Source organism: Enterobacter sp. UPMP2060, assembly GCF_053709655.1.
Map to the genome: position 1 here is coordinate 111,068 of NZ_JBSKJQ010000005.1, position 22,735 is coordinate 133,802.

General features: G+C 54.7%; 21 protein-coding genes. 5 read left to right on the forward strand and 16 right to left on the reverse strand.

Going from position 1 to position 22,735, the window contains the following annotated elements:
* Positions 1 to 31: 31 nt before the first annotated feature.
* The 4 genes from glnK to ACWKXN_RS12875 all read right to left on the reverse strand — a co-directional run bounded on the left by glnK (position 32) and on the right by ACWKXN_RS12875 (position 4,626).
* Positions 32 to 370, reverse strand: a complete 339-nt coding sequence (gene glnK, locus ACWKXN_RS12860) for a P-II family nitrogen regulator (RefSeq protein ID WP_008503304.1) — start codon at positions 368 to 370, stop codon at positions 32 to 34.
* Between the two features lie 220 nt (positions 371 to 590).
* The gene (locus ACWKXN_RS12865) at positions 591 to 2,372 is read right to left on the reverse strand and encodes a SmdB family multidrug efflux ABC transporter permease/ATP-binding protein (RefSeq protein WP_454543880.1); all 1,782 of its coding nucleotides are present in this window, start codon (positions 2,370 to 2,372) and stop codon (positions 591 to 593) included.
* Positions 2,365 to 4,137 carry a SmdA family multidrug ABC transporter permease/ATP-binding protein gene (locus tag ACWKXN_RS12870; RefSeq protein WP_033144778.1) on the reverse strand — a complete coding sequence of 591 codons (1,773 nt, stop codon included), beginning with the start codon at positions 4,135 to 4,137 and terminating at the stop codon, positions 2,365 to 2,367. The genes ACWKXN_RS12865 and ACWKXN_RS12870 overlap by 8 nt, the downstream gene beginning before the upstream one ends.
* A gap of 30 nt (positions 4,138 to 4,167) precedes the next feature.
* Positions 4,168 to 4,626 carry an Lrp/AsnC family transcriptional regulator gene (locus ACWKXN_RS12875; protein WP_023310581.1) on the reverse strand — a complete coding sequence of 153 codons (459 nt, stop codon included), beginning with the start codon at positions 4,624 to 4,626 and terminating at the stop codon, positions 4,168 to 4,170.
* 112 nt (positions 4,627 to 4,738) lie between these two features.
* On the opposite strand from ACWKXN_RS12875, the gene ACWKXN_RS12880 reads away from it, so the two are divergent.
* The gene (locus ACWKXN_RS12880) at positions 4,739 to 5,788 is read left to right on the forward strand and encodes a PLP-dependent cysteine synthase family protein (protein ID WP_454543881.1); all 1,050 of its coding nucleotides are present in this window, start codon (positions 4,739 to 4,741) and stop codon (positions 5,786 to 5,788) included.
* Between the two features lie 40 nt (positions 5,789 to 5,828).
* Here ACWKXN_RS12880 and cof read toward each other — a convergent pair whose 3' ends face one another.
* Positions 5,829 to 6,647, reverse strand: coding sequence for an HMP-PP phosphatase (gene cof / locus ACWKXN_RS12885; protein ID WP_039263943.1), 819 nt, complete (start codon positions 6,645 to 6,647; stop codon positions 5,829 to 5,831).
* 101 nt (positions 6,648 to 6,748) lie between these two features.
* Between cof and ACWKXN_RS12890 the strand changes: the two genes are divergently transcribed.
* Positions 6,749 to 8,446, forward strand: a complete 1,698-nt coding sequence (locus tag ACWKXN_RS12890) for an SgrR family transcriptional regulator (RefSeq protein ID WP_320717672.1) — start codon at positions 6,749 to 6,751, stop codon at positions 8,444 to 8,446.
* Between the two features lie 69 nt (positions 8,447 to 8,515).
* Complete coding sequence (gene queC / locus ACWKXN_RS12895; RefSeq protein ID WP_045143097.1) at positions 8,516 to 9,211, forward strand: 7-cyano-7-deazaguanine synthase QueC; 696 nt, start codon at positions 8,516 to 8,518, stop codon at positions 9,209 to 9,211.
* A gap of 2 nt (positions 9,212 to 9,213) precedes the next feature.
* On the opposite strand, the gene ACWKXN_RS12900 is transcribed toward queC, so the two are convergent.
* From ACWKXN_RS12900 to bolA, 11 genes are all read right to left on the reverse strand, one after another.
* The gene (locus ACWKXN_RS12900) at positions 9,214 to 9,543 is read right to left on the reverse strand and encodes an addiction module antidote protein (RefSeq protein WP_048978937.1); all 330 of its coding nucleotides are present in this window, start codon (positions 9,541 to 9,543) and stop codon (positions 9,214 to 9,216) included.
* A complete protein-coding gene (locus ACWKXN_RS12905) occupies positions 9,530 to 9,883 on the reverse strand; it encodes a type II toxin-antitoxin system RelE/ParE family toxin (protein WP_047061239.1) in 354 nt (117 codons plus the stop codon). The genes ACWKXN_RS12900 and ACWKXN_RS12905 overlap by 14 nt, the downstream gene beginning before the upstream one ends.
* Positions 9,884 to 9,931: 48 nt before the next feature.
* Positions 9,932 to 10,330, reverse strand: a complete 399-nt coding sequence (locus tag ACWKXN_RS12910; protein WP_024906822.1) for a YbgC/FadM family acyl-CoA thioesterase — start codon at positions 10,328 to 10,330, stop codon at positions 9,932 to 9,934.
* A gap of 99 nt (positions 10,331 to 10,429) precedes the next feature.
* Positions 10,430 to 10,810, reverse strand: a complete 381-nt coding sequence (locus ACWKXN_RS12915) for a helix-hairpin-helix domain-containing protein (RefSeq protein ID WP_048978938.1) — start codon at positions 10,808 to 10,810, stop codon at positions 10,430 to 10,432.
* A 148-nt stretch (positions 10,811 to 10,958) separates the two neighbouring features.
* Positions 10,959 to 12,830 (reverse strand): peptidylprolyl isomerase, encoded by a 1,872-nt coding sequence (ppiD, locus tag ACWKXN_RS12920; protein ID WP_196354759.1) that lies wholly within the window; start codon positions 12,828 to 12,830, stop codon positions 10,959 to 10,961.
* Positions 12,831 to 13,042: 212 nt separating this feature from the next.
* Positions 13,043 to 13,315 carry a nucleoid-associated protein HU-beta gene (gene hupB, locus ACWKXN_RS12925; protein WP_002444653.1) on the reverse strand — a complete coding sequence of 91 codons (273 nt, stop codon included), beginning with the start codon at positions 13,313 to 13,315 and terminating at the stop codon, positions 13,043 to 13,045.
* A 210-nt stretch (positions 13,316 to 13,525) separates the two neighbouring features.
* Positions 13,526 to 15,880, reverse strand: coding sequence for an endopeptidase La (gene lon / locus ACWKXN_RS12930; RefSeq protein WP_023334706.1), 2,355 nt, complete (start codon positions 15,878 to 15,880; stop codon positions 13,526 to 13,528).
* Between the two features lie 182 nt (positions 15,881 to 16,062).
* A complete protein-coding gene (clpX, locus tag ACWKXN_RS12935) occupies positions 16,063 to 17,337 on the reverse strand; it encodes an ATP-dependent protease ATP-binding subunit ClpX (RefSeq protein WP_023310570.1) in 1,275 nt (424 codons plus the stop codon).
* A gap of 126 nt (positions 17,338 to 17,463) precedes the next feature.
* Positions 17,464 to 18,087: an ATP-dependent Clp endopeptidase proteolytic subunit ClpP gene (clpP, locus tag ACWKXN_RS12940; protein ID WP_010428105.1), complete on the reverse strand. Its 624-nt coding sequence runs from the start codon at positions 18,085 to 18,087 to the stop codon at positions 17,464 to 17,466.
* A gap of 260 nt (positions 18,088 to 18,347) precedes the next feature.
* Positions 18,348 to 19,646 carry a trigger factor gene (tig, locus tag ACWKXN_RS12945; RefSeq protein WP_023310569.1) on the reverse strand — a complete coding sequence of 433 codons (1,299 nt, stop codon included), beginning with the start codon at positions 19,644 to 19,646 and terminating at the stop codon, positions 18,348 to 18,350.
* Positions 19,647 to 19,976: 330 nt separating this feature from the next.
* Positions 19,977 to 20,294: a transcriptional regulator BolA gene (gene bolA, locus ACWKXN_RS12950; RefSeq protein ID WP_021241655.1), complete on the reverse strand. Its 318-nt coding sequence runs from the start codon at positions 20,292 to 20,294 to the stop codon at positions 19,977 to 19,979.
* Between the two features lie 305 nt (positions 20,295 to 20,599).
* On the opposite strand from bolA, the gene ACWKXN_RS12955 reads away from it, so the two are divergent.
* Positions 20,600 to 21,178: a lipoprotein gene (locus ACWKXN_RS12955; RefSeq protein ID WP_023310568.1), complete on the forward strand. Its 579-nt coding sequence runs from the start codon at positions 20,600 to 20,602 to the stop codon at positions 21,176 to 21,178.
* Between the two features lie 46 nt (positions 21,179 to 21,224).
* Positions 21,225 to 22,700, forward strand: a complete 1,476-nt coding sequence (gene ampG / locus ACWKXN_RS12960) for a muropeptide MFS transporter AmpG (protein ID WP_454543882.1) — start codon at positions 21,225 to 21,227, stop codon at positions 22,698 to 22,700.
* Positions 22,701 to 22,735: the final 35 nt, after the last annotated feature.

The following is a 22,735-nucleotide window of genomic DNA, read 5'->3' on the forward strand; positions in this document are numbered from 1 at the left end:
TCGATCCCTATCACTGTGTGCCAGGCGTTATTTACAATGCCGCTTCGTCAGATTCGCCGGTACGGATGCGAATGACGCGCTGCAGTTCGGCAACGAAAATTTTGCCGTCGCCAATTTTGCCGGTATAGGCCGCTTTGCTAATGACATCAATGACTTCATCAAGCTGATCGTCAGCAATCGCGACATCAATTTTTACTTTTGGCAGAAAGTTAACGCTGTATTCCGCCCCGCGATAAAGCTCGGCATGACCCTTCTGACGACCAAAGCCTTTCACTTCGGTGACAGTCAGTCCCTGAATACCCATTGAAGACAACGCTTCACGCACGTCTTCGAGTTTGAATGGTTTGATTACAACCGTAACCAGCTTCATAGATCCCCTCCAGTCAGAATTCGGTAATGGCCGCAGCTTACGCAGAAGGTATTGCAAGGGGTGTGCCAGAAATGAAAACGAGGGGGAACGGCGGCGCACAGAGCATTACGCGGCCGTAATAAACGAACAGGTGAAAAAAAACGCACCATGCCGGTGCACGGTGCGTTTCAGTTTTGCACCAACAGGAATGACTGTTAGCGCGTCGCCTCATTTTGGTGCATCAGGCGCTAAGCGACTCTTCATCACGCACGCTGGCCGCCAGCTCTTCGCCCGCCAGCTGCAGCTGGTACATCTGCCAGTAGCGCCCTTTGGCTTCCAGCAGTTCACGGTGCGTACCGCGTTCAACGGCCTGTCCGCGATGTAACACCAGAATGGTATCGGCATCGACGATGGTGGAAAGACGGTGGGCAATCACCACCAGCGCCGTATGGTCGCGTACGGCGGCCAGCGCCTGCTGAATGGCCTGTTCGGTGCCGGAGTCAATACTGGCCGTGGCTTCATCCAGAATCAGTATCTGCGGCGTTTCAATCAGCACCCGCGCCATCGCCAGGAGCTGCTTTTGCCCGACGGAGAGATTGTTCCCCTGCTCGCCCAGTTTGGTATTGATCCCATCGCTAAACCCGCGCGCCAGCTCTGCCAGCTGCACTTTTTCCAGCACGTCCCAGACCTGCTCCTGGGAGTAGTCTCGCCCCAGGGTCACGTTGGCGTAGAAGGTATCGGCCAGCACGACCGGATCCTGCTGCACCATCGCGACGCCTTTACGCAACACGGTGTGGCTGAGAGACGCGAGCGGGCGCCCATCGAGGCGGATTTCGCCGTGCGTGACCGGGTAATAGCCCATCAACAGGCTGGCAAGCGTGCTCTTACCGCTGCCGGTATGCCCTACCAGCGCCACGAAACCGCGCGACGGAACGTCAAGCGTGATGTCCTGCAGCACCAGCCGGTCTTCGCGATAGGCAAACGAGACGTTATCAAAGGCGATAGTCCCGCTTTGCAGAGGTCGCTCGTCATTGCCGTAGGCCTGGCGCGGCCTGTCCATCAGCTCAAACACGCGCTCACCGGCGACCACCGCCTGCTGCAGCATCGATTGCTGGGTGGTAAGCTCGATCAACGGCTCGTTAAGACGCCCGAGATAGCTGATAAAGGCGTACAGCACGCCCACTTCAATCGTACCGTTTGAGCTCAGCCCGAAGAGCATCAGCAGCCCGCAAAGCACCAGCGCCGAGAAAAGGCTCAGCAGCGGACGCAGCAGGAAACCATCAAGCCGCAGCGTCTGCATACGCGCCATGTAGTGCGAACGGCTGGCTTCCCCCATGCGTTCGCCAAAGCGCGCCTGCTGGCGGAACTGCTGGATGACGCTCATGCCGTTGATCACTTCGTTGAAGCCATCGTTAATGTCGGCCAGATACGCGCGCACCCGACGCACGATCGGCGTGCTGTAGCGCTGGTAAATGATCATGACAATCAGCACCGCCGGGAAGATGGTGATCGCCACCAGCGCCATGCGCCAGTCGAGGCTGAACATCGCCACCAGCATCGCGCCAATCAGCGCCGCGCTGCGTAACACCGTCGCGACCACGGTAACGTACAGATCGCGGATTACCTCGGTATCGTTGGTCACGCGCGAAATCACCTGCCCGACCGGCTGGATGTCAAACTCGCTGAGCGGCTGGCGAAGCGCCGCGTCCATCACATCCGTACGCAGCTGCTGAACGACGCCCACGGCTGCGCGGTTAAACAGCAGCGACTGCGCATAGTGCAGCCCTGCCGCCGCCAGCTGCAGGCCAACGTAGGCCACGCCTAAACCCGCCACCAGCCCCAGCGGAAGGTAGCTTTTGGCGACCATGTTGTCGATAAAATAGCTGATGAGCAGCGGACCGCTCACTTCAGCAATCGCCGCAATCCAGAGTAGAAGCACGGCCACGGAGAGCGGTTTACGCCACGGCGAGCCGTAGGCCAGCAGACGTTTGAGCGTCGGCCACATCGTTCCGATCTTACGCATTGGCGGCCTCCTCATCCTGCTCCGGCGCATCGTCCAGCGCCGCCTCAAGCTGTTGATAGCGGTACATATCGCGATACCAGCCCGGCTGCTCGGCAAGCGTTTCATGCTGCCCGCGCTGGGCAATGTGCCCGTGCTGTAAGACCACAATTTCGCTGGCTTCGGTGAGCGCCGACAAGCGGTGGGCGCTGATAATCACCGTGCGTCCGTCGCCCCACTGGCGCAGGTTATGCAGAATTTGATGCTCGGTACGGCCGTCCACGGCGGAAAGCGCATCATCCAGGATCAGAATTTCAGCATTCAGCAGCAGCGCGCGGGCAATCGAGATACGCTGCTTTTGCCCGCCGGACAGCATGACGCCGCGTTCCCCGACTTCCGTTTCGTACCCCTGCGGCAGACGCAAAATATCATCATGAACGCTGGCCAGACGCGCCACATGTTCAATCTCTTCCTGCGTCGCCCCGGGGCGTCCCAGGGCAATGTTGTTTGCCACGGTGTCCGAAAATAAAAACGGCGTCTGGCTGACGACCGCCAGTCGACCGCGCCACTCGTCCAGCAGCAGTCTGGTCAGGGGGATATCGTGAAAGCGGATATCGCCCTCGGTGACGTCAAAGTGGCGCTGAAGCAGAGAGAGCACAGTACTTTTGCCGGATCCCGTCGGGCCGCAGATCCCCAGCATCTGGCCTGGCTGAAGCGTAAAGCTAACGTTCTCCAGCACCGGATGCTCCGTATGCGGATAGACAAACTTGCGGACGTCGACGGTCATGACGCCGCGCCCTTCCGGTACGGCCTCGCTACCGTCGATGACCACCGGCGCTTCGGCCAGCATGGCGCGAATGCGGCTGTAGGCAGCGCTGCCGCGCTCCACGATGTTAAACATCCAGGCCAGCGCCAGCATCGGCCAGATCATGAGCCCCAGATACATCGCAAAGCTGGTCAATTGCCCCAGGGTAAGCGTGCCCTGCACCACCATCCAGCTTCCGCCGCCAATCGCCAGCATATTTGCCATGCCGATTGCGATATAAATCGTCGGGTCAAAACGGGCGTCGATACGCGCGACGCGCATGTTTTTCGCCCCCGTGTCTGCCGCATCGGCGGCAAACAGCGCAGACTGACGGTCTTCCAGGCCAAACGCTTTGATCATGCGGATGCTGGTCATGCTCTCCTGGGTGCGATCGTTCAGCGACGAAAACGCCGCCTGCGCCAGCTTGAAGCGCTCGTGCAGCTGTTCGCCATAGCGATTGATCGCCAGCGCCATGATCGGCATCGGCAGCAGGGCGAGCAGGGTCAGCTGCCAGCTGATCTGCGTGGACATCACGATCAGCACCGCACAGCCCATCACCAGCGAGTCCACCAGCGTCAGCACTCCTTCCCCGGCGGCAAAGACCACGCGATCGACGTCGTTCGTCGCGCGGGCGATGAGATCCCCGGTGCGATGACGAAGATAAAATTCGGGATGCTGTCGGCTCAGCTGGCGGTAAAAATCTTCACGTAGCTCAACGGCCAGCTGATAGGACGCTCCAAACAGCAGCACGCGCCAGACGTAGCGCAGCAGATAAACAATGACCGCCGTCAGCACCAGCGTGCCGACCCACATCAACACCCGTGCGGTGGTGTAATGCTGCTCGGTGACGCCATCCACGACGTACCCCACCACTTTCGGCGGGATCAGCTGCAGGATGGCAATAATAATAAGCAGGGCGACTGCACCGAGGTAGCGTTGCCACTCCCGACGAAAGTACCAGCTTAGTTGGGCAAATAATCGCACGCGGTTTGTTCCTGAAGGTATTTTACGAAGTTATTCAATGGGTAATGCTGTGGTGTATTTAATCTGTTCCATGGCAAAGCTTGAGGTGACGTCCGACAAACCCGGAACGCTGTTCACCAGCCGCTTGTAGAAATCATCATAGCGCTTCATGTCGGCCACCTGGACGCGCATCAGGTAATCATACTCTCCGGCCATACGCCAGAAACCGAGCACCTCGGGCATCTCAGACACCTGAGTGACGAAGCGGCAATACCACTCGCTGCTGTGATGCTGGGTTTTTATCAGCACAAATGCCGTCAGCCCAAGCCCCAGTTTTTCGGGATCTAACAACGCGACGCGCCCCAGAAGAATGCCGTCATCTTCCAGCTTCTTAAGCCGCTTCCAGCACGGGGTGGTGGTCAGATTAACGGCATCTGCCAGCGCCTGCAAAGAGAGGGTACAGTCATTTTGCAGCAATGAAAGGAGCTTGCGGTCAATTTTATCTAGCATACCCACCTCACAGAGAAAATTTTTCTCTCTTCATTCTATTTTAAAGGCCAGATAGCAACAATTTTTTCTGTGCTTTTCGCTATCCTAGGCACAAAATGACAAACGGATAACGATGATGAATAGCACCTGGGTTAAACATGCGATCAGCGAAATCAATGCCGACTATCAGCGCTCGGCGGATACGAACCTGATTCGCCTTTCCCTGCCGGGATTTGACGGCATTCAGCTCTATCTGAAAGATGAAAGCACCCATCCCACCGGTAGCCTGAAGCATCGCCTGGCGCGCTCGCTGTTTTTATACGGTTTATGTAACGGCTGGATTAAAGAAGGCACCACTATTATTGAATCTTCGTCCGGTTCAACGGCGGTGTCCGAAGCCTATTTCGCCCGCCTGCTGGGCCTGCCGTTTATCGCGGTAATGCCGTCCTGCACCGCAAAACGCAAAATCGAACAGATCGAATTTTACGGCGGACGCTGCCACTTTGTGGAAAGCGCCTGCGAAATCTACGCCGCCTCCGAAATGCTGGCCCGTGAGCTGAACGGTCACTATATGGACCAGTTCACCTTCGCCGAGCGCGCGACCGACTGGCGCGGCAATAACAACATTGCCGACAGTATTTTCCGCCAGATGACCCACGAACCGCATCCGGTTCCGTCCTGTATCGTCATGAGCGCCGGTACCGGCGGCACGTCAGCCACGATTGGACGCTACATCCGCTGTCAGGGATACGATACCCAACTGATGGTGGTTGACCCGCAGAACTCCGTGTTCCTCGACTACTGGCAAAACCGCAATGCGGAGCTGCGCAGCCCGGTGGGCAGTAAAATTGAAGGGATTGGCCGCCCGCGCGTGGAGCCCTCTTTCATCCCCGACGTCGTGGATGAGATGATGCGCGTGCCGGATGCCGCAAGCGTGGCAACGGCGCACTGGCTGGAAACGCAGCTGGGGCGCAAAGTGGGCGCATCGACGGGCACAAATATGTGGGGCGCACTGCAGCTTGCCGCCCGTATGCGCGAAGAGGGCCGTACCGGTTCCATCGTCACGCTGCTGTGCGACAGCGGCGAACGCTACCTTGAAACTTACTACAACGCGGAGTGGGTGCAGGCCAACATCGGCGATATCGCTCCGTGGAAAGCGCAGATTGCAGAACTGGTGAAATAAAAAAAGCCAGACCGAAGTCTGGCTTGCTGGAAGGGTCTCACTATTCGGGGGAATACGGGAGATTGTTGTTGTCCAGCCAATGCGTCAAAAAATGGGACACTGCTTCATTGCGGCAGTGGCCAATAACCGGCAGATGGGGAAGTTCTGCTTTCAGCTGCGCCATCGCATTCCCCATGATCAGACCGCGACCTACGCTACCCAGCATTTCGCGGTCGTTCATGGCGTCACCAAACGCCATACACTCCTGCAGCGTTAAGCCCAGGTGGTCGCTGAGTACCGCCAGAGCGGAGCCTTTGTTACAGCCCACCGGCAGCACTTCCAGACAATCCACCGCCGAGAAGGTCAGGTGCGCCCGGTCGCCCAGCGCCTCATTCAGCTGAATCCTTAAACGGCACAGATCGTCATGATCGCCGCAGAAGCAGATTTTGGTTACCGCATGGGCGGGGATCCGACGCAGATCGATAAGCTGATATTTGAAACCGCTGTATACATGCGCGTGCAGCAGTTCAGGAATTTCACGTCCGGTAAACCAGCCCCGATCGTTAAAGACGTGGATACTGGCCTGCGTGTCCCAGGTGCTGTGCAGCACGATGTCCGCCACTTCCGGGTTGAGATCCTGCCGGTGCAGCACATCACCTTCTACGGAGTGAATTCGCGTCCCGTTGCCGGTAATTAGAAAGGCGTCGAGGGAAAACGCGCCCAGCAAATGGCGCATCTCCAGCACATGGCGGCCAGTGGCAAACGTCAGGGTGACATCACGCTCGCGCAGGCGCTTCAGCGTGTTCAGGGTTTTTTCCCCTAAACGGTGATCCGGCATTAACAGCGTACCGTCCATATCAAATGCAGCGAGCCGAGCCATGATTACTCCCGAAATGTGATGCGGTTAACTTGTGCAACAGTATCGTGTGAGATATACGGAAGTAATAGTGAATAGATGAAAATTATTGTTCCGGGTTTCTTATGCGCCAGCTCAATCGACTCAACCAGTATCACCGCCTCTGGCAGCCTTCTCAGGGTGCAACGCAACAGGTCACCATCAGCGAGCTGGCCGCCCGCTGTTTTTGTAGCGAGCGGCATGTCCGAACCCTACTGCGCCAGGCCCAGGAGGCGGGCTGGCTCAGCTGGCGAGCGCAGTCTGGCCGCGGTAAGCGCGGTGAGCTAACGTTCCATGTCGCCCCGGAGTCACTGCGCAATGCGATGATGGAAGAAGCGCTGAAAAGCGGGCAGCAGCATAACGCGCTGGAACTGGCGCAGCTTGCCCCTGAAGCGCTGCGGTCATTGCTGCATCCTTTTTTGGGCGGGCAGTGGCAAAACGACACGCCGACGCTGCGCATCCCCTACTATCGCTCGCTGGAGCCGCTTCAGCCGGGTTTTTTACCGGGCCGGGCAGAGCAGCATCTGGCGGGAGAGGTCTTCTCAGGCCTGACGCGTTTTAACGGTAACATCAGTGAACCTACGGGCGATCTGGCGCATCACTGGGATGTCTCTGCTGACGGCCTGCGCTGGCATTTCTACATTCGCTCCACCCTGCACTGGCATAACGGCGATAAAATAGAAACGGCGCAACTCCAGCGAAGTCTGACAGCGCTGTTGACGCTTCCCGCCCTGCGCACTCTGTTTCAGAGCGTCTTATGTATTGAAACAACGCATCCACAGTGTCTGACGTTTACGCTGCATCAACCGGACTACTGGCTGCCGCACAGGCTGGCAACCTACTGTAGCCGTCTGGCGCATCCCGACCATCCTGTGGTTGGCAGTGGCCCGTTTCGGCTGGCCGCCTTTGAGCCCGACCTGGTTCGTCTGGAAAGCCATGAGCAGTATCACCTGAGCCATCCGCTGCTCAAAGCCATCGAATACTGGATCACTCCCCAGCTTTTTGATTACAGCCTGGGCACCAGCTGTCGTCACCCGGTGCAAATCGCAATTGGCGAGGCTGACGAGCTGGAAAGTCTGCGGCTGGTAAGCAGCAGCACCAGCCTGGGGTTCTGTTACCTCACGCTAAAACAGAGCGCGCGCCTGAGTGAGATTCAGGCAAAGCGGCTTATCAATATCATTCATCTCTCAAGGCTTCTTCACACACTTCCGCTAAACGAAGGGCTCATCACGCCCACTCAGGATCTGCTTCCCGACTGGACAATCCCCGAATGGCCTGATTTATCGGACGTCACCCTCCCTGAAGCGTTGACGCTGATTTACCATCTCCCTGTTGAGCTTCACACCATGGCCAGCCAGTTGAAGGCATACCTGGCGCTACAGGGGTGTGAACTGACCGTCATCTTTCACGACGCCAAGACGTGGGACGGATGCCTGGAGCTTGCCGATGCAGACATCATGATGGGGGACAGGCTGATTGGCGAAGCGCCGGAATATACGCTTGAACAGTGGCTGCGCTGCGATGCCCTCTGGCCGCACGTTCTTAGCGCACCGGCTTACGCCCATCTGCAAGCCACGCTGGATGCGGTACAGACTCAGGCCGAGGCTCGGGATAGACACGCGGGACTGCAAGCCATCTTTAACCGGTTAATGGAGAGTGCGGTGCTGACGCCACTCTTTAATTATCAATACCAAATCAGTGCTCCGCCAGGCGTGAATGGTATACGCCTCAATACCCGCGGCTGGTTTGACTTTACCGAAGCCTGGCTGCCCGCTCCCAAATAGTGAAGTAGCTGGTCGCCGTCGTGGTCAGACGGTAACATAACGTTTTTACCGTAACAGTCGAGATGATTTATGAAACGTGCCGTCGTCGTGTTCAGCGGAGGACAAGACTCTACTACCTGCCTGGTCCAGGCCCTTCATCAGTACGATGAAGTTCACTGTGTCACTTTCGATTATGGTCAGCGTCATCGCGCTGAAATCGACGTTGCCCGTGAACTTGCCCTGAAACTGGGCGCACGCGCGCACAAGGTGCTGGACGTTACGCTGTTAAATGAACTGGCCGTGAGCAGCCTCACCCGCGACAGTATTCCTGTGCCAGACTATGAACCCGATGCCAGCGGCATTCCAAATACCTTCGTGCCGGGCCGTAATATCCTGTTCCTGACTCTGACGGCGATCTACGCCTACCAGGTAAAAGCCGAAGCGGTGATCACGGGCGTGTGCGAGACCGACTTCTCCGGCTACCCGGACTGTCGTGATGAGTTCGTAAAAGCATTAAACCACGCCGTCAATCTGGGGATGGCGAAAGAGACGCGCTTTGAAACTCCGCTCATGTGGCTGGATAAAGCCGAAACCTGGGCGCTGGCGGACTACTGGGGCAAGCTGGACCTTGTTCGCAACGAAACGCTCACCTGCTATAACGGCATCAAAGGCGACGGTTGCGGCCAGTGTGCGGCCTGTAATCTGCGCGCTAACGGGCTGAACCACTATCTTGCCGATAAATCCGGCGTGATGGCCGCGATGCAGAAAAAGACCGGTCTTAAATAGGGTTATTTGACCGTGCTGTCGAATAATTTCACACCGGCAGCACGGGTGACTTTCATCAGCGTTGTCAGCGTTGGGTTGCCGTTGTCTGATAAGGTTCGGTATAGCTGCTGACGGGACAGACCTGCTTTGGCAGAAATTTCTCCAATACCGCCTCGCGCTTCAATGACCTGACGGAGTGCAATGAGATAGGCAGGGATTCCCTGCTCTTCATAGATCTCTTCCAAGGCTGTTTGCAGATAACGCTGAGCGTAGGAAGGATTCTCTCGCAGCATTTTCACAACAGCATCATGGTGGCTAACGGAGCTCGAATATTTTCGTTCAGTGGCGCTCATAGGAATGTCCTTTTGTTTGATGATCTTTCCAGTAATCTATTGCAAGTTTGATATCCGCTTTTTGGCTCTTTTTGTCACCACCGATCAGTAACAATAAAACCTGCCGATTCTCTACTGAAAAATAGATTCTGTAGCCGGGGCCACTGTCGACTCGCATCTCCCAAACACCTTCCCTGAGATACCTGTAATCGCCAAAATTACGTTTTATCGCGCGGTTAATCCGCATAAGGATCCGGAAAACCATATCCGGATCCCTTCGATTCATTCTGGCTACCCACTCCTCAAACGGTACTTTCCCGTCACGGGTCCGGTAGCGTTCAACGACATAGTCCCTGTCCATTATTCTATCCCTGAAAAATCCTTTTGTCTTTTATAAAAGACAACCTTTCTAAGCGATCATCAACTCCAGCTTTTCCCGCAATTCCCCTTCCAGCGGCAGCGCTTTCTGCGTTTTCAGATCGATACAGACAAACGTGATCAACGCATCTGCGACCACCTGCCCTTCTGGATCGAGCGTCACCACCTGGCTTAATACGCCACTTTTGCCATTGATCTGTTGCACCTGGCTGGTTACCGTGAGCACGTCACCCAGCACGGCCGGACGGCGGTAGTTGATGTTGATATTGACAACCACAAACGCGATGTTGTGCGCGGTCAGCCACTGAAAGCTTTCGCTGTTTTCCAGCCCGTCCCAGCGCGCTTCTTCAAGAAACTCAAGATAGCGAGCATTGTTCACATGCTGATAAACGTCGAGATGAAAACCGCGTACTTTGATTTTTGTCTGCATAGCGCAATAGCCTTTACTGTTATTGTAGGAAGAGAGGTCATAACTGGTATGACCTCTTTATCCTGGCAAAATTTTGCCGCAGTGCAAGAAATTGCGTAATTACAGCTTCAGGTGTGAGAGGTTGCGCTCAACCAGCGCGCTGCCCATGCCCGGCACCTGCTTGAGATCATCGACCGTTTTGAAAGGACCATACTCTTCGCGGTAGCTGACGATGGCCTGCGCTTTTTTCAGGCCCACGCCGTTCAACGCACGGGCGAGATCTTCCGCTGAGGCCGAATTGATACTGACCCGCGTACCGTCATCATCCGCATTTTTACCGGCATCTGTCGCTTTGGTTTGCCCTTGTACCGGCGCTGCCGCATCGGCCTTGCTCTGCGTAGCCTGTGCTTTGGCAGCAGGCGTCGCCGCCAGCGCGCCCGCGCTCATCCCGGTGGTGGCAATAGCCAGCGTAATTAACAGTGCTTTGATTCCACATTTCATGCTGTTATCTCCTTGTTTGTTGACAGCCACGTCACGATAGCCGCCAGTTAAAACCGGCACAAACAGCAGATTGCAGAAATGGAAAAGGCCGCGAAAGCGGCCTTTAGTTTTTGCAGAGCGTTACGAAAATCTGCGAGCAGACACGTAATTACTGCTGCTGAGTCATTACATCACCCAGCTTGATTTTGGCTTCTTTACGCAGGTTGCTCATCATGGCTTCGAAGGCAATCTGAGCATTGTTCTGGGTAATCCCCTGAACCATAGCTTTCTTCTGCGCTTCTGGCAGGGTACCGGCTTTCACTTCATCCAGCGCCAGCAGAACGACGTTACCCTGCGTATCGGTGGTGGTACCAAAGCTTGGCTTGTCCTTCGCAGGCAGAGTCAGACCAAACGCGGCCTGGCTGATTGGGTCCTGGCCGGTACGGCTCAGCGTTTTCGCTTCACCGAAGCTCAGGCCAGCTGCTTTCAGCGCGTCTTCTTTACCCGCTTTCAGATCGGACAGAATCTTCTCAGCATCCAGTTTCGCCTGCTGTTCCGCTTTGTTGTGCTTAACCTGAGCGACGACCTGATCCTTCACTTCCGCCAGCGGTTTGACCGCTTCTGGCTTGTGCTCGCTGACGCGCAACACAAACGCACGATCGCCGTCGACGGTAATGATGTCAGAGTTACTGCCCGGCGTACCGTTCTCGCCCACCAGACCACCGTTGAAGATGGCATCGGAAACCGGTTTGAAATTCAGCTCTTCCGGAAGGTTGTCACGACCAAACCAGCCTGTCTCAACCGCCTTCACGCCAGCCGCCTGCTCTGCGCCTGCCAGAGATTCGTTGTCGTTGCTGGCAGCATCGCTTACCTTCTGCTGCAGCGCGTAGTAGGCATCCAGCGCTTTTTCCTGTTTCACTTTCGCCGCGATATCATCACGAACGTCAGCCAGCGGCTTGGTTTTCGCCGCGGTGATGTCGTCCAGACGCACGACCAGGAAACCAACGGAAGACTTAATGACGCCAGAAAGCTGGCCTTTCTCTTTCAGACCGGCATTTTTCAGCTCGTCAGGCGTGGTCGCATCTTCCAGCCAGCCCATATCACCGCCGTTTTTCGCAGAGATAATGTCGGTGGATTTCGCTTTCGCAACGGTCGCGAAATCAGCGCCTTTGCTCAGCTCATCCAGCGCCGCTTTAGCATCAGCCTCGGTTTTCGTCTGAATTACGCTGTAGCGGTTACGCTGCGGCTGAGTGAACTGATCCTGATGCTGATCGTAGTAAGACTGGATTTCAGCATCAGACGCGGTTTCCTGCAGCGCGGCCGCATCCAGCTTGATGTAGCTCACGCGGAACTGCTCTGGAGAAACAAAGGAATTCTTGTTCTGCTCGTAGTAAGCGTTGACGTCAGCGTCGCTCACCTGCTGTTTCGCCGCCAGGGCGTTCACATCAATGGTCGCTTCGCGTACAACACGCTGCTGCGCCACCAGCGCGGCCAGTTCATCCGTTTCACCTTTGAGCATGAAATCGGTGCCCACGACGGCATTGATGAGCTGCTGGGTGGTCAGCTGGTTACGCAGCGCCTGAGCGTACTGGTCGGCCGTCATCCCCATTTGATTGACGATGCTGTTGTAACGCGCGTTGTCGAATTTACCGTTAGACTGGAAGGCTTGCGTGGAGAAGATGGCTTTTTTCACCTGCTCATCGCTGATGCCAAGGCCCAGTTTTTTGGCATACTGATCAAGCAGCGCTTCGTCGATAAGACGGTTCAGTGTCTGTTGGCGCAGGGTCTTCATGTACCCTTCGTTCGCCGCCAGTTCAGAGAATTGGTCGCCCAGCTGTTGCTGCATACGGTTACGTTCACCGGCAAAAGCATTCTCGAACTGACCACGGCTGATTTCCTGGCCATTCACTTTTGCGGCATAGTTTGCGCCACCGCCAATAAGGTAACTGCTCACGCCGGTCAATATGAACGACACGATAATGATACCGAAAATAATCTTGAGCACGAGACTGTTAGCAGCCGTGCGTAAGCTGTCCATCATGGTGTAACAACACTCCGCTGTAGGTGACTGGTTACCTGACGCTGACGGAAAATCCTGCCCGTCGCGCGTGAAGGCGTATTGTGACAAGAAAACGGGGCGATTGTCAGCCCACAACTCGCATAAACTCGCACAAATCAGGTCTGGACAAACAAAAAAGGCACATCAAATGATGCGCCCTTGTACTTTCCGGCTTCCCTGAAACGGGAAAGCAATCAGTTTACTGCGTCTTTCAGCGCTTTACCTGCACGGAAACCCGGCACTTTAGCAGCAGCAATGGTGATCTCTTTACCGGTCTGAGGGTTGCGGCCAGTACGGGCAGCACGCTCTTTAACAGCAAAAGTACCGAAACCTACCAGTGCAACGTCGTCCCCAGCCTGCAGAGATTCAGTAACAGAAGCAATTAAGGCATCTAACGCACGTCCAGCTGCAGCTTTAGAAATATCAGCACCCGCAGCAATTTTGTCAATCAGTTGAGATTTATTCACTGTTCTCTTCCTCTCTTTATAATTTATATCGCGCCTGAATCCTTCACAACGCGACCGCGCAGCAGTTATATCAGGCCTGCCATGACCTTACAACACCCGTTGTTGATGACGGACCTAATCAGCAATCTAAATTAGCTATACAAAAAAAGGCTGGCAAGTGCGAAATGACTTACCAGCCTTGTTTTTATTGACGCTCTTTGCGCGAGGTCACTATTTTGCTGTTACAACCTGCATTCCGGAGGGTTCATTCTGCAGTGCGAGACTGAGAACTTCCTCAATTCGCTTCACAGGATGGATCTGCAGGTCGGCAATCACATTGTCCGGAATCTCTTCCAGATCGCGTTTGTTTTCGTAAGGGATCAATACGGTTTTGATCCCACCGCGGTGTGCCGCCAGCAGTTTTTCTTTTAAACCACCAATCGGCAGAACCTGACCACGCAGCGTAATTTCACCGGTCATTGCCACATCGGCACGCACCGGGTTACCTGTCAGGCAGGAAACCAGAGCGGTACACATCGCAATACCCGCGCTTGGGCCATCTTTCGGCGTCGCCCCTTCCGGAACGTGCACGTGGATGTCGCGTTTTTCGTAGAAATCAGGGTTGATACCCAGTTTCTCCGCGCGCGCGCGCACCACGGTCAGCGCCGCCTGGATGGATTCCTGCATCACTTCACCCAGCGAGCCGGTGTAGGTCAGCTTGCCTTTGCCCGGGACACAGGCGGTTTCGATGGTCAGCAGATCGCCGCCCACTTCCGTCCATGCCAGGCCGGTCACCTGGCCAACGCGGTTTTCGTTGTCCGCTCGACCGTAGTCGAAGCGCTGAACGCCGAGATAGGCATGCAGATTGTCGCCGTTAATCACAATGTGCTTCAGGCTCTTATCCAGCAGCAGCTGTTTCACCGCTTTACGACACAGTTTCGAGATTTCACGCTCAAGGCTACGCACGCCCGCTTCACGGGTGTAGTAGCGAATGATGCCGATAATCGCGCTGTCCTCGACGGTCAGCTCGTTGGCTTTCAGCGCGTTACGCTCAATCTGTTTCGGCAGCAGGTGCTGCTTAGCGATGTTCAGCTTCTCATCTTCGGTATAACCGGAGAGACGGATCACTTCCATACGGTCCAGCAGCGGGGCCGGAATGTTCATGGAGTTGGAGGTCGCCACGAACATCACATCGCTCAGGTCGTAGTCCACTTCCAGGTAGTGATCGCTGAACGCTACGTTCTGTTCTGGATCAAGCACTTCCAGCAGCGCAGACGCAGGGTCGCCACGCATGTCCGACGACATCTTGTCGATCTCATCGAGCAGGAACAGCGGGTTTTTAACCCCCACTTTCGCCATCTTCTGGATCAGTTTACCCGGCATAGAACCGATGTAGGTACGGCGGTGACCGCGGATTTCCGCTTCATCACGTACGCCACCCAGCGCCATACGGATATACTTACGTCCGGTCGCTTTGGCGATGGACTGACCCAGAGAGGTTTTACCCACCCCCGGCGGTCCAACCAGGCACAGAATTGGGCCTTTAATTTTGTTTACACGGCTTTGTACCGCGAGGTACTCAAGAATGCGGTCTTTCACGCGTTCCAGACCGTAGTGGTCGGTATCCAGGATTTCCTGCGCCTGACGCAGGTCTTTTTTGACCTTGCTGCGGGCGTTCCACGGAACCTGCACCATCCACTCAATGTAGCCGCGTACAACGGTCGCTTCAGCCGACATTGGAGACATCATTTTCAGCTTCTGCAGTTCTGCTTCAGCCTTCTCTTTCGCCTCTTTCGGCATCTTCGCCGCGTCGATCTTACGCTTCAGCGCTTCGTTTTCGTCCGGCGCGTCGTCCATCTCGCCCAGTTCTTTCTGAATGGCCTTCATTTGCTCGTTCAGATAGTACTCACGCTGAGATTTCTCCATCTGCTTTTTGACGCGGTTGCGAATGCGCTTCTCAACCTGCAGCAGATCGATTTCAGACTCCATCATCGCCATCAGGTATTCCAGACGTTCGTTAACGTCGGACATTTCCAGCACGGACTGCTTGTCAGCCAGCTTCAGCGGCATATGTGCAGCGATGGTGTCCGCCAGACGCGCAGGATCGTCGATGCTGTTCAGCGACGTCAGCACTTCTGGTGGAATTTTCTTGTTCAGCTTGATATAGCCTTCAAACTGGCTAATCGCGGTGCGAACCAGCACTTCCTGTTCACGCTCATCAAGCTCAGGCGAATCAAGGTACTCTGCCTTTGCAGAGAAGTGCTCGCCGTCGTCTGACAGAGTGGTAATACGCGCACGCTGCAGGCCTTCTACCAGCACCTTTACGGTGCCGTCAGGCAACTTCAGCATCTGCAAAATAGAGGCCACGGTCCCGACGGTGAAAAGATCGTTTACACCCGGCTCATCCGTTGATGCTTCTTTCTGCGCCACCAGCATGATTTTTTTATCATGATCCATGGCGGCTTCGAGGCAACGGATAGATTTTTCCCGCCCTACAAATAAGGGTATGACCATGTGCGGATAAACCACCACATCGCGCAACGGCAATACGGGGATTTCAATGCGTTCAGAACGCTCAGGATTCATAGAGCTCTCTCTTAGTTAGTGTCCGCCAGGTAAGCTGGTCATGTCACTGTGCTTCACATAACCATTAACATGTATCCAGTATATGGGGATGTTTCCCACACATTCAACGCTATGAATACGGAAAAAGTAAAGGGGAGATAAAATCCCCCCTTTTTGATTAACTGCTTGTATGATTTGGTTAATTATTCGCCAGATGCCTGCTGCGCTTCCGGTTTGCCGTAAATCAGCAGCGGCTTGGTTTGACCGCTAATGACGGACTCGTCAATCACCACTTTCTCAACGTCTTCCATCGACGGAAGATCGTACATGGTGTCGAGCAGTGCCGCTTCAACAATTGAACGCAGACCACGGGCACCGGTTTTACGGACCATCGCTTTCTTGGCAATAGCATCCAGCGCTTCGTCGCGGAATTCCAGATCAACGCCTTCCAGGTTGAACAGCGCCTGATACTGCTTGGTCAGCGCATTTTTCGGCTCTTTCAGGATCTGGATCAGCGCGTCTTCGCTCAGCTCATTCAGCGTTGCCACAACCGGCAGACGGCCGATGAATTCAGGGATCAGACCGAATTTGATCAAATCTTCCGGTTCAACCTGAGACAGCAGTTCGCCTTCGTTTGGTTTTTCGGACGTCGATTTCACCGTTGCGCCAAAACCAATGCCGGAGCCGGTTTCAACACGGTGGGAGATGACTTTGTCCAGACCAGCAAACGCGCCACCACAGATGAACAGGATCTTGGAGGTATCAACCTGCAGGAACTCCTGCTGCGGATGTTTACGACCACCCTGTGGCGGAACGGCAGCAACCGTACCTTCAATCAGCTTCAGCAGCGCCTGCTGTACGCCTTCACCCGATACGTCACGGGTAATGGACGGATTGTCAGATTTACGGGAGATCTTGTCGATCTCATCGATGTAAACAATCCCGCGCTGGGCTTTCTGTACGTCGTAATCGCACTTCTGCAGCAGTTTCTGAATGATGTTTTCGACGTCCTCACCCACATAACCGGCCTCGGTCAGGGTGGTGGCATCCGCCATCGTAAACGGAACATCAAGCAGACGCGCCAGGGTTTCAGCCAGCAGCGTTTTACCGGAACCGGTTGGGCCGATCAGCAGAATGTTACTTTTACCCAGTTCTACGCCATTGCTGGTGTCGCCGTTACGCAGACGTTTGTAGTGGTTATAGACCGCTACCGCCAGCACTTTCTTGGCCTGCTCCTGTCCGATGACGTAGTCGTCAAGGTGATGACGAATTTCATGCGGCGTTGGCAGCGCGCTGCGCTCACGGTGCGGTGCGACTTCTTTAATCTCTTCGCGAATGATGTCGTTACATAAATCGACACATTCGTCGCAGATATACACGGACGGCCCGGCAATCAGTTTACGCACTTCATGCTGGCTTTTGCCGCAAAAAGAGCAGTACAGCAGTTTGCCCGAACCATCTTTGCGTTTATCTGTCATGAGTCCAAACCTCTTTTTAAGTTCTTTGTGCCGCACATGACGACGCAAATGCCATTCTAAGACGCAAGCTGCAATCAGCAGCGTGCCGCCCTACCTTAGTATAGCGGCACACTCGCGTCGCGGGCATCAATTACGATGGGTCAACACGGAGTCGACTAAGCCGTACTCAACTGCCTCTGGAGCAGAGAGGAAGCGATCGCGCTCGGTATCGCGCTCGATCTGCTCGAGTGGTTGACCCGTATGCTGCGCCATAAGTTCATTCATGCGCGCTTTTACTTTCAGAATTTCGCGGGCGTGGATTTCGATATCCGTCGCCTGCCCCTGGTAACCGCCCAGCGGCTGGTGAATCATCACGCGGGAATTTGGCAAGCAGAAACGCTTACCTTTCGCCCCTGCTGTTAACAGGAACGCGCCCATTGATGCAGCCTGACCCATACAGATAGTGCTTACATCAGGCTTGATGAATTGCATGGTGTCATAAATGGACATTCCTGCTGTAATCACACCACCCGGGGAGTTAATGTACAGGTAAATGTCTTTTTCCGGGTTTTCCGCTTCCAGAAACAGCATCTGCGCCACGATCAGGTTAGCCATGTGGTCTTCCACCTGGCCGGTCAGAAAGATAACGCGTTCCTTGAGCAGACGGGAATAGATATCAAAAGAACGCTCACCACGTGAGGTCTGTTCAATAACCATTGGCACCAGAGCCATATGGGGTGCAAAGTTATCTCGTTCGCCACTGTATGACATTTCCGTCTCCTGGATCAAAATTGAAAACACCTGCTGTACTGATTGTAACCTTACGGACGGATTATCAGCCAGTCTCATTCATCATGATTACGTACTTATGGGGTTCACAGTGCCCTATTTCAAGCATAACAACCTTTTGTTGTTACGCTAACACCGAAAGGGCGTTTTAGCACTCTTCCTGGGCTATCGCTGCGATAAAAAAAACCCGCTGCCGCAAGGCAACGGGTTTTCTGTTCAAACTTTAAACCGTTGGGGCGAAATTACGCCTGCTGGTTCATCAGTTCGTTGAAAGAGGTCGCTTTTTCGGTCACTTTCGCTTTCGCCAGTACCGCTTCAACAGCCTGCTCTTCCAGGGCAACGTTGCGCATGTTGTCCATCAGTTCTTTGTTCTTACCGTAGAACTCGATCACTTCTGATGGATCTTCGTATGCAGAAGCCATCTCTTCGATCAGGCCTTTCACACGCTCTTCGTCAGCTTTCAGCTCGTGGGTACGAATTACTTCGCCCAGCAGCAGGCCAACAACAACGCGGCGTTTCGCTTGCTCTTCGAACAGCTCGCGTGGCAGTTCCATCGCTTGCTGCTGGTTGCCACCGAAACGCTGTGCAGCCTGACGGCGCAGAACGTCGATTTCGCTGTCGATCAGGGCAGCTGGAACGTCGATTTCGTTGGCTTTCACCAGACCTTCGATCGCCTGAGATTTCACGCGGTTACGCACCGCGCCGTTCAGTTCGCGTTCCATGTTCTTACGCACTTCGGTACGCAGGCCCGCTACGGAACCATCTTCCACGCCGAAACGCTTGATGAATTCTTCAGTCAGTTCTGGCAGTTCGCGCTCTTCAACTTTCTTCAGGTTGATAGCGAACTTCGCTGCTTTCCCTTTAAGGTTTTCAGCGTGGTATTCTTCCGGGAAGGTCACGTCGATGGTGAACTCTTCGCCAGCCTTGTGGCCTTTGATACCGTCTTCGAAGCCTGGGATCATACGCCCCTGGCCCATCGCCAGTACGAAGTCAGACGCTTTACCGCCTTCGAACTCTTCGCCGTCTACAGAACCGGTGAAGTCGATGGTGACACGGTCTTCAGCGTCAACAGCGCCTTCTTTCTCTTTCCAGTTCGCCTGCTGTTTGCGCAGGGTATCCAGCATGCCGTCAACGTCTTCGTCAGTCACGGAAACAACTGGTTTTTCAACTTCGATAGATTCCAGACCTTTCAGCTCAACTTCCGGGTACACTTCGAACTCTACGGAGTAGGTGAAGTCTTCGCCCAGTTTGTATTCGCCTGGAACGTAGTTAGGCGCGCCGGCCGGATTGATTTTTTCTTTGATGATCGCATCAATAAAGTTACGGCTCATCAGTTCACCCAGCACATCCTGACGCACGGAAGCGCCATAACGCTGAGCAACAACATTCATTGGTACTTTGCCCTTGCGGAAGCCGTCAATACGTACTTTTTTTGCTACGTTGACCAGCTCGCTTTTCACAGCAGTTTCGATGCTGTCAGCAGCGATAGTAATCGTTACACGGCGGCCAAGGCCTTGAGTGGTTTCAACTGAAACTTGCATCTTGTTACCTCAAAAAAATCACAGTGCTCGGTCAACTCTGAATCTGTCTGTTATACCGGGATGCTCTCTTAGTGCAGATTCACATTCCCTGTCGCCAGAATCATCCCGAAGACATTCAATAAGACGCGGCATTATAGCGGCATCACTTAGGTGAGTCGAGAACGGTTGGGGCATGTTGCTGCGGCTTTTTTCACACTTTAAGGCTATTTTTAGTCTTAAAATCGCTCCATTCGCTCAAAACTCATACAAAACAAAACGGCCCGGAGGCCGTTTTGAGGAAATCTGTAAGCAACATACTGGAAAAGCTCCAGCCGTTGCAAATCCGATTTATCAGGCGATAGTGCCTGCACCGCGACAGGGCGGCGATGCGAAAACCGTATCCTGCAGGCCTTCCCATTCCTTAATGGTGTAGGTATGCAGTGCCAGCGCATGCACGGTCGTGGAGAGCTCTTCCGTCAAGGTGCTGTAGATCAAGCGGTGTCGATTCAGGAAACGTTCTCCCGTGAAGCGATCGCTAACCAGAACCACTTTAAAGTGGCTTTCAGAACCTGCCGGCACGTTATGACGATAGCTTTCGTCGACGACTTCGAGGAACACAGGGTTGAACGCTGCCCTTAATTTATCTTCTATATGCTCACGTATCATCATGAAATTACTCCTCCGACAACGCCAGGATGTCACCCATCCCTTTAAATGTTAGCCGCTTTTACCGTTTCCATTACACCTTGACAACAAATATTTAGCTTTCGTCTGATTTTCTCATTCAAACGAATGAAGTTCACTGTGAGACTCATACGTTTTGTCATACACGGATTGGGAAAAAGGGTGATCTGGTCAGTTTTCGGACAAGGCGATGAATTTACATGCGTTGACCACTTCCCCTCGCCGTTGGCGATGTTATGATGGCGGCAATTTTTCTCTTTATATGCTTACGATTCGTTGAGAACCCGAAAATGTTAAAAAAACTTTTCTTTCCGTTGGTAGCCCTTTTTATGCTGGCAGGCTGTGCTACCCCGCCTACCACCATTGATGTCTCACCAAAAATCACCCTGCCTCAGCAGGACCCAAGCCTGATGGGCGTCACCGTGAGCATTAACGGTGCCGATCAGCGTCAGGATCAGGCGCTGGCTAAAGTGACCCGCGATAACCAGCAGGTTACTCTCACCGCCTCCCGCGACCTGCGCTTCCTGCTCCAGGAAGTGCTGGAGAAACAGATGACCGCTCGCGGCTATATGATTGGCCCAAGCGGCGCGGTTGATCTGCAGATCATCGTGAATAACCTGTACGCTGACGTGTCTCAGGGCAACGTGCGCTACAACATTGCGACCAAAGCGGATATCGCCATCATTGCCACCGCGAAGAATGGCAACAAGATGACCAAAAACTACCGCGCCAGCTACTCTGTTGAAGGTGCCTTCCAGGCTTCTAACCAGAACATTGCTAACGCCGTGAACAGCGTGCTGACCGATACCATCGCCGATATGGCGCAGGACACCAGCATTCACGACTTCATCAAGCAGAACGCGCGTTAATCCCGCTCTCTGACCCGGTGTATCACCGGGTCAGTTTTATAAGAACATGTCCAGCCATTACTTACGCATTTTCCAGCAACCGAAATCAGCGATCCTGCTGATCCTCGGCTTCGCCTCGGGTTTACCCCTCGCACTCACTTCCGGCACGCTTCAGGCGTGGATGACGGTTGAGAACATCGATCTTAAAACCATCGGTTTCTTCTCGCTTGTCGGCCAGGCCTATGTCTTTAAGTTCCTGTGGTCTCCGGTCATGGATCGCTACACGCCGCCTTTCCTCGGACGTCGACGCGGCTGGCTAGTGATGACGCAGATCCTGCTGCTGCTGGCTATTGCGGCAATGGGGTTTCTTGAACCCACCACCCAGCTTCGCTGGATGGCAGCGCTTGCGGTGGTGATTGCCTTCTGTTCCGCCTCTCAGGATATCGTGTTCGACGCCTGGAAGACGGACGTGTTACCTGCTGAAGAGCGCGGCGCTGGTGCAGCAATCAGCGTGCTGGGCTATCGCCTCGGGATGCTGGTCTCCGGCGGGCTGGCGCTGTGGCTGGCCGACCGTTACCTCGGCTGGCAGGGCATGTACTGGCTGATGGCCGCCCTGCTGATCCCCTGCATCATCGCGACGCTGTTCGCGCCAGAACCGAGTGACGTCATCCCGGTTCCCCGCTCGCTGGAGCAGGCCGTCGCCGAACCGCTCCGTGACTTCTTTGGCCGCAACAACGCCTGGCTGATCCTGCTGCTCATCGTCCTTTATAAGCTGGGTGATGCCTTTGCCATGAGCCTCACCACCACCTTCCTGATCCGGGGCGTCGGTTTTGACGCCGGTGAAGTGGGTGTGGTGAATAAAACGCTGGGGCTGTTTGCGACCATTGTCGGCGCACTTTATGGCGGCGTACTGATGCAGCGCCTGACGCTGTTTCGCGCGCTGCTGATTTTCGGCATCCTTCAGGGCGCCTCTAACGCAGGCTACTGGCTGCTGTCGATTACCGACAAACATACGATCAGCATGGCCGCGGCGGTGTTCTTCGAAAATCTCTGCGGCGGCATGGGCACAGCGGCGTTTGTCGCCCTGCTGATGACCCTGTGCAATAAGTCGTTTTCCGCTACCCAGTTCGCGCTGCTCTCGGCGCTCTCCGCCGTTGGCCGGGTGTACGTTGGCCCGATTGCCGGCTGGTTCGTGGAAGCCCATGGCTGGCCAACATTTTATCTCTTCTCGGTTGTGGCTGCCGTGCCGGGAATTTTATTGCTGCTGGTCTGCCGTCAGACCCTGGAATATACCCAGCGGACAGAACATTTTATGCCGCGCACCGAATATCGCCGCGCCTATCGTTTTGCGCTACGTCTGTTTATGGCGGGCTGCATTGCTCTGGCGCTCTGGCTTGTGGTGCTTATTATCAATGCCAGCACCTCTCTGGTACTCCCTTTCGAAGCCCTTCTGCTGGACGCAGGCGCCCTGCTGGCTATCGCCGGGATCCTGATCGGAGGTCTGCTTGATTTCATGGCGTTGCGTAAAACGCAGATGACCTGAAGAAAAATGCGAAAGGTTATTTCCCGTTGTAATCA

Coding starts and splice junctions, on each gene's coding strand:
- glnK (WP_008503304.1), bottom strand. CDS start 370: ATGAAGCTGGTTACGGTTGTAATCAAACCATTCAAACTCGAAGACGTG.
- ACWKXN_RS12865 (WP_454543880.1), bottom strand. CDS start 2,372: ATGCGTAAGATCGGAACGATGTGGCCGACGCTCAAACGTCTGCTGGCC.
- ACWKXN_RS12875 (WP_023310581.1), bottom strand. CDS start 4,626: ATGCTAGATAAAATTGACCGCAAGCTCCTTTCATTGCTGCAAAATGAC.
- ACWKXN_RS12880 (WP_454543881.1), top strand. CDS start 4,739: ATGATGAATAGCACCTGGGTTAAACATGCGATCAGCGAAATCAATGCC.
- cof (WP_039263943.1), bottom strand. CDS start 6,647: ATGGCTCGGCTCGCTGCATTTGATATGGACGGTACGCTGTTAATGCCG.
- ACWKXN_RS12890 (WP_320717672.1), top strand. CDS start 6,749: ATGCGCCAGCTCAATCGACTCAACCAGTATCACCGCCTCTGGCAGCCT.
- queC (WP_045143097.1), top strand. CDS start 8,516: ATGAAACGTGCCGTCGTCGTGTTCAGCGGAGGACAAGACTCTACTACC.
- ACWKXN_RS12900 (WP_048978937.1), bottom strand. CDS start 9,543: ATGAGCGCCACTGAACGAAAATATTCGAGCTCCGTTAGCCACCATGAT.
- ACWKXN_RS12905 (WP_047061239.1), bottom strand. CDS start 9,883: ATGGACAGGGACTATGTCGTTGAACGCTACCGGACCCGTGACGGGAAA.
- ACWKXN_RS12910 (WP_024906822.1), bottom strand. CDS start 10,330: ATGCAGACAAAAATCAAAGTACGCGGTTTTCATCTCGACGTTTATCAG.
- ACWKXN_RS12915 (WP_048978938.1), bottom strand. CDS start 10,810: ATGAAATGTGGAATCAAAGCACTGTTAATTACGCTGGCTATTGCCACC.
- ppiD (WP_196354759.1), bottom strand. CDS start 12,830: ATGATGGACAGCTTACGCACGGCTGCTAACAGTCTCGTGCTCAAGATT.
- lon (WP_023334706.1), bottom strand. CDS start 15,880: ATGAATCCTGAGCGTTCTGAACGCATTGAAATCCCCGTATTGCCGTTG.
- clpX (WP_023310570.1), bottom strand. CDS start 17,337: ATGACAGATAAACGCAAAGATGGTTCGGGCAAACTGCTGTACTGCTCT.
- clpP (WP_010428105.1), bottom strand. CDS start 18,087: ATGTCATACAGTGGCGAACGAGATAACTTTGCACCCCATATGGCTCTG.
- tig (WP_023310569.1), bottom strand. CDS start 19,646: ATGCAAGTTTCAGTTGAAACCACTCAAGGCCTTGGCCGCCGTGTAACG.
- bolA (WP_021241655.1), bottom strand. CDS start 20,294: ATGATGATACGTGAGCATATAGAAGATAAATTAAGGGCAGCGTTCAAC.
- ACWKXN_RS12955 (WP_023310568.1), top strand. CDS start 20,600: ATGTTAAAAAAACTTTTCTTTCCGTTGGTAGCCCTTTTTATGCTGGCA.
- ampG (WP_454543882.1), top strand. CDS start 21,225: ATGTCCAGCCATTACTTACGCATTTTCCAGCAACCGAAATCAGCGATC.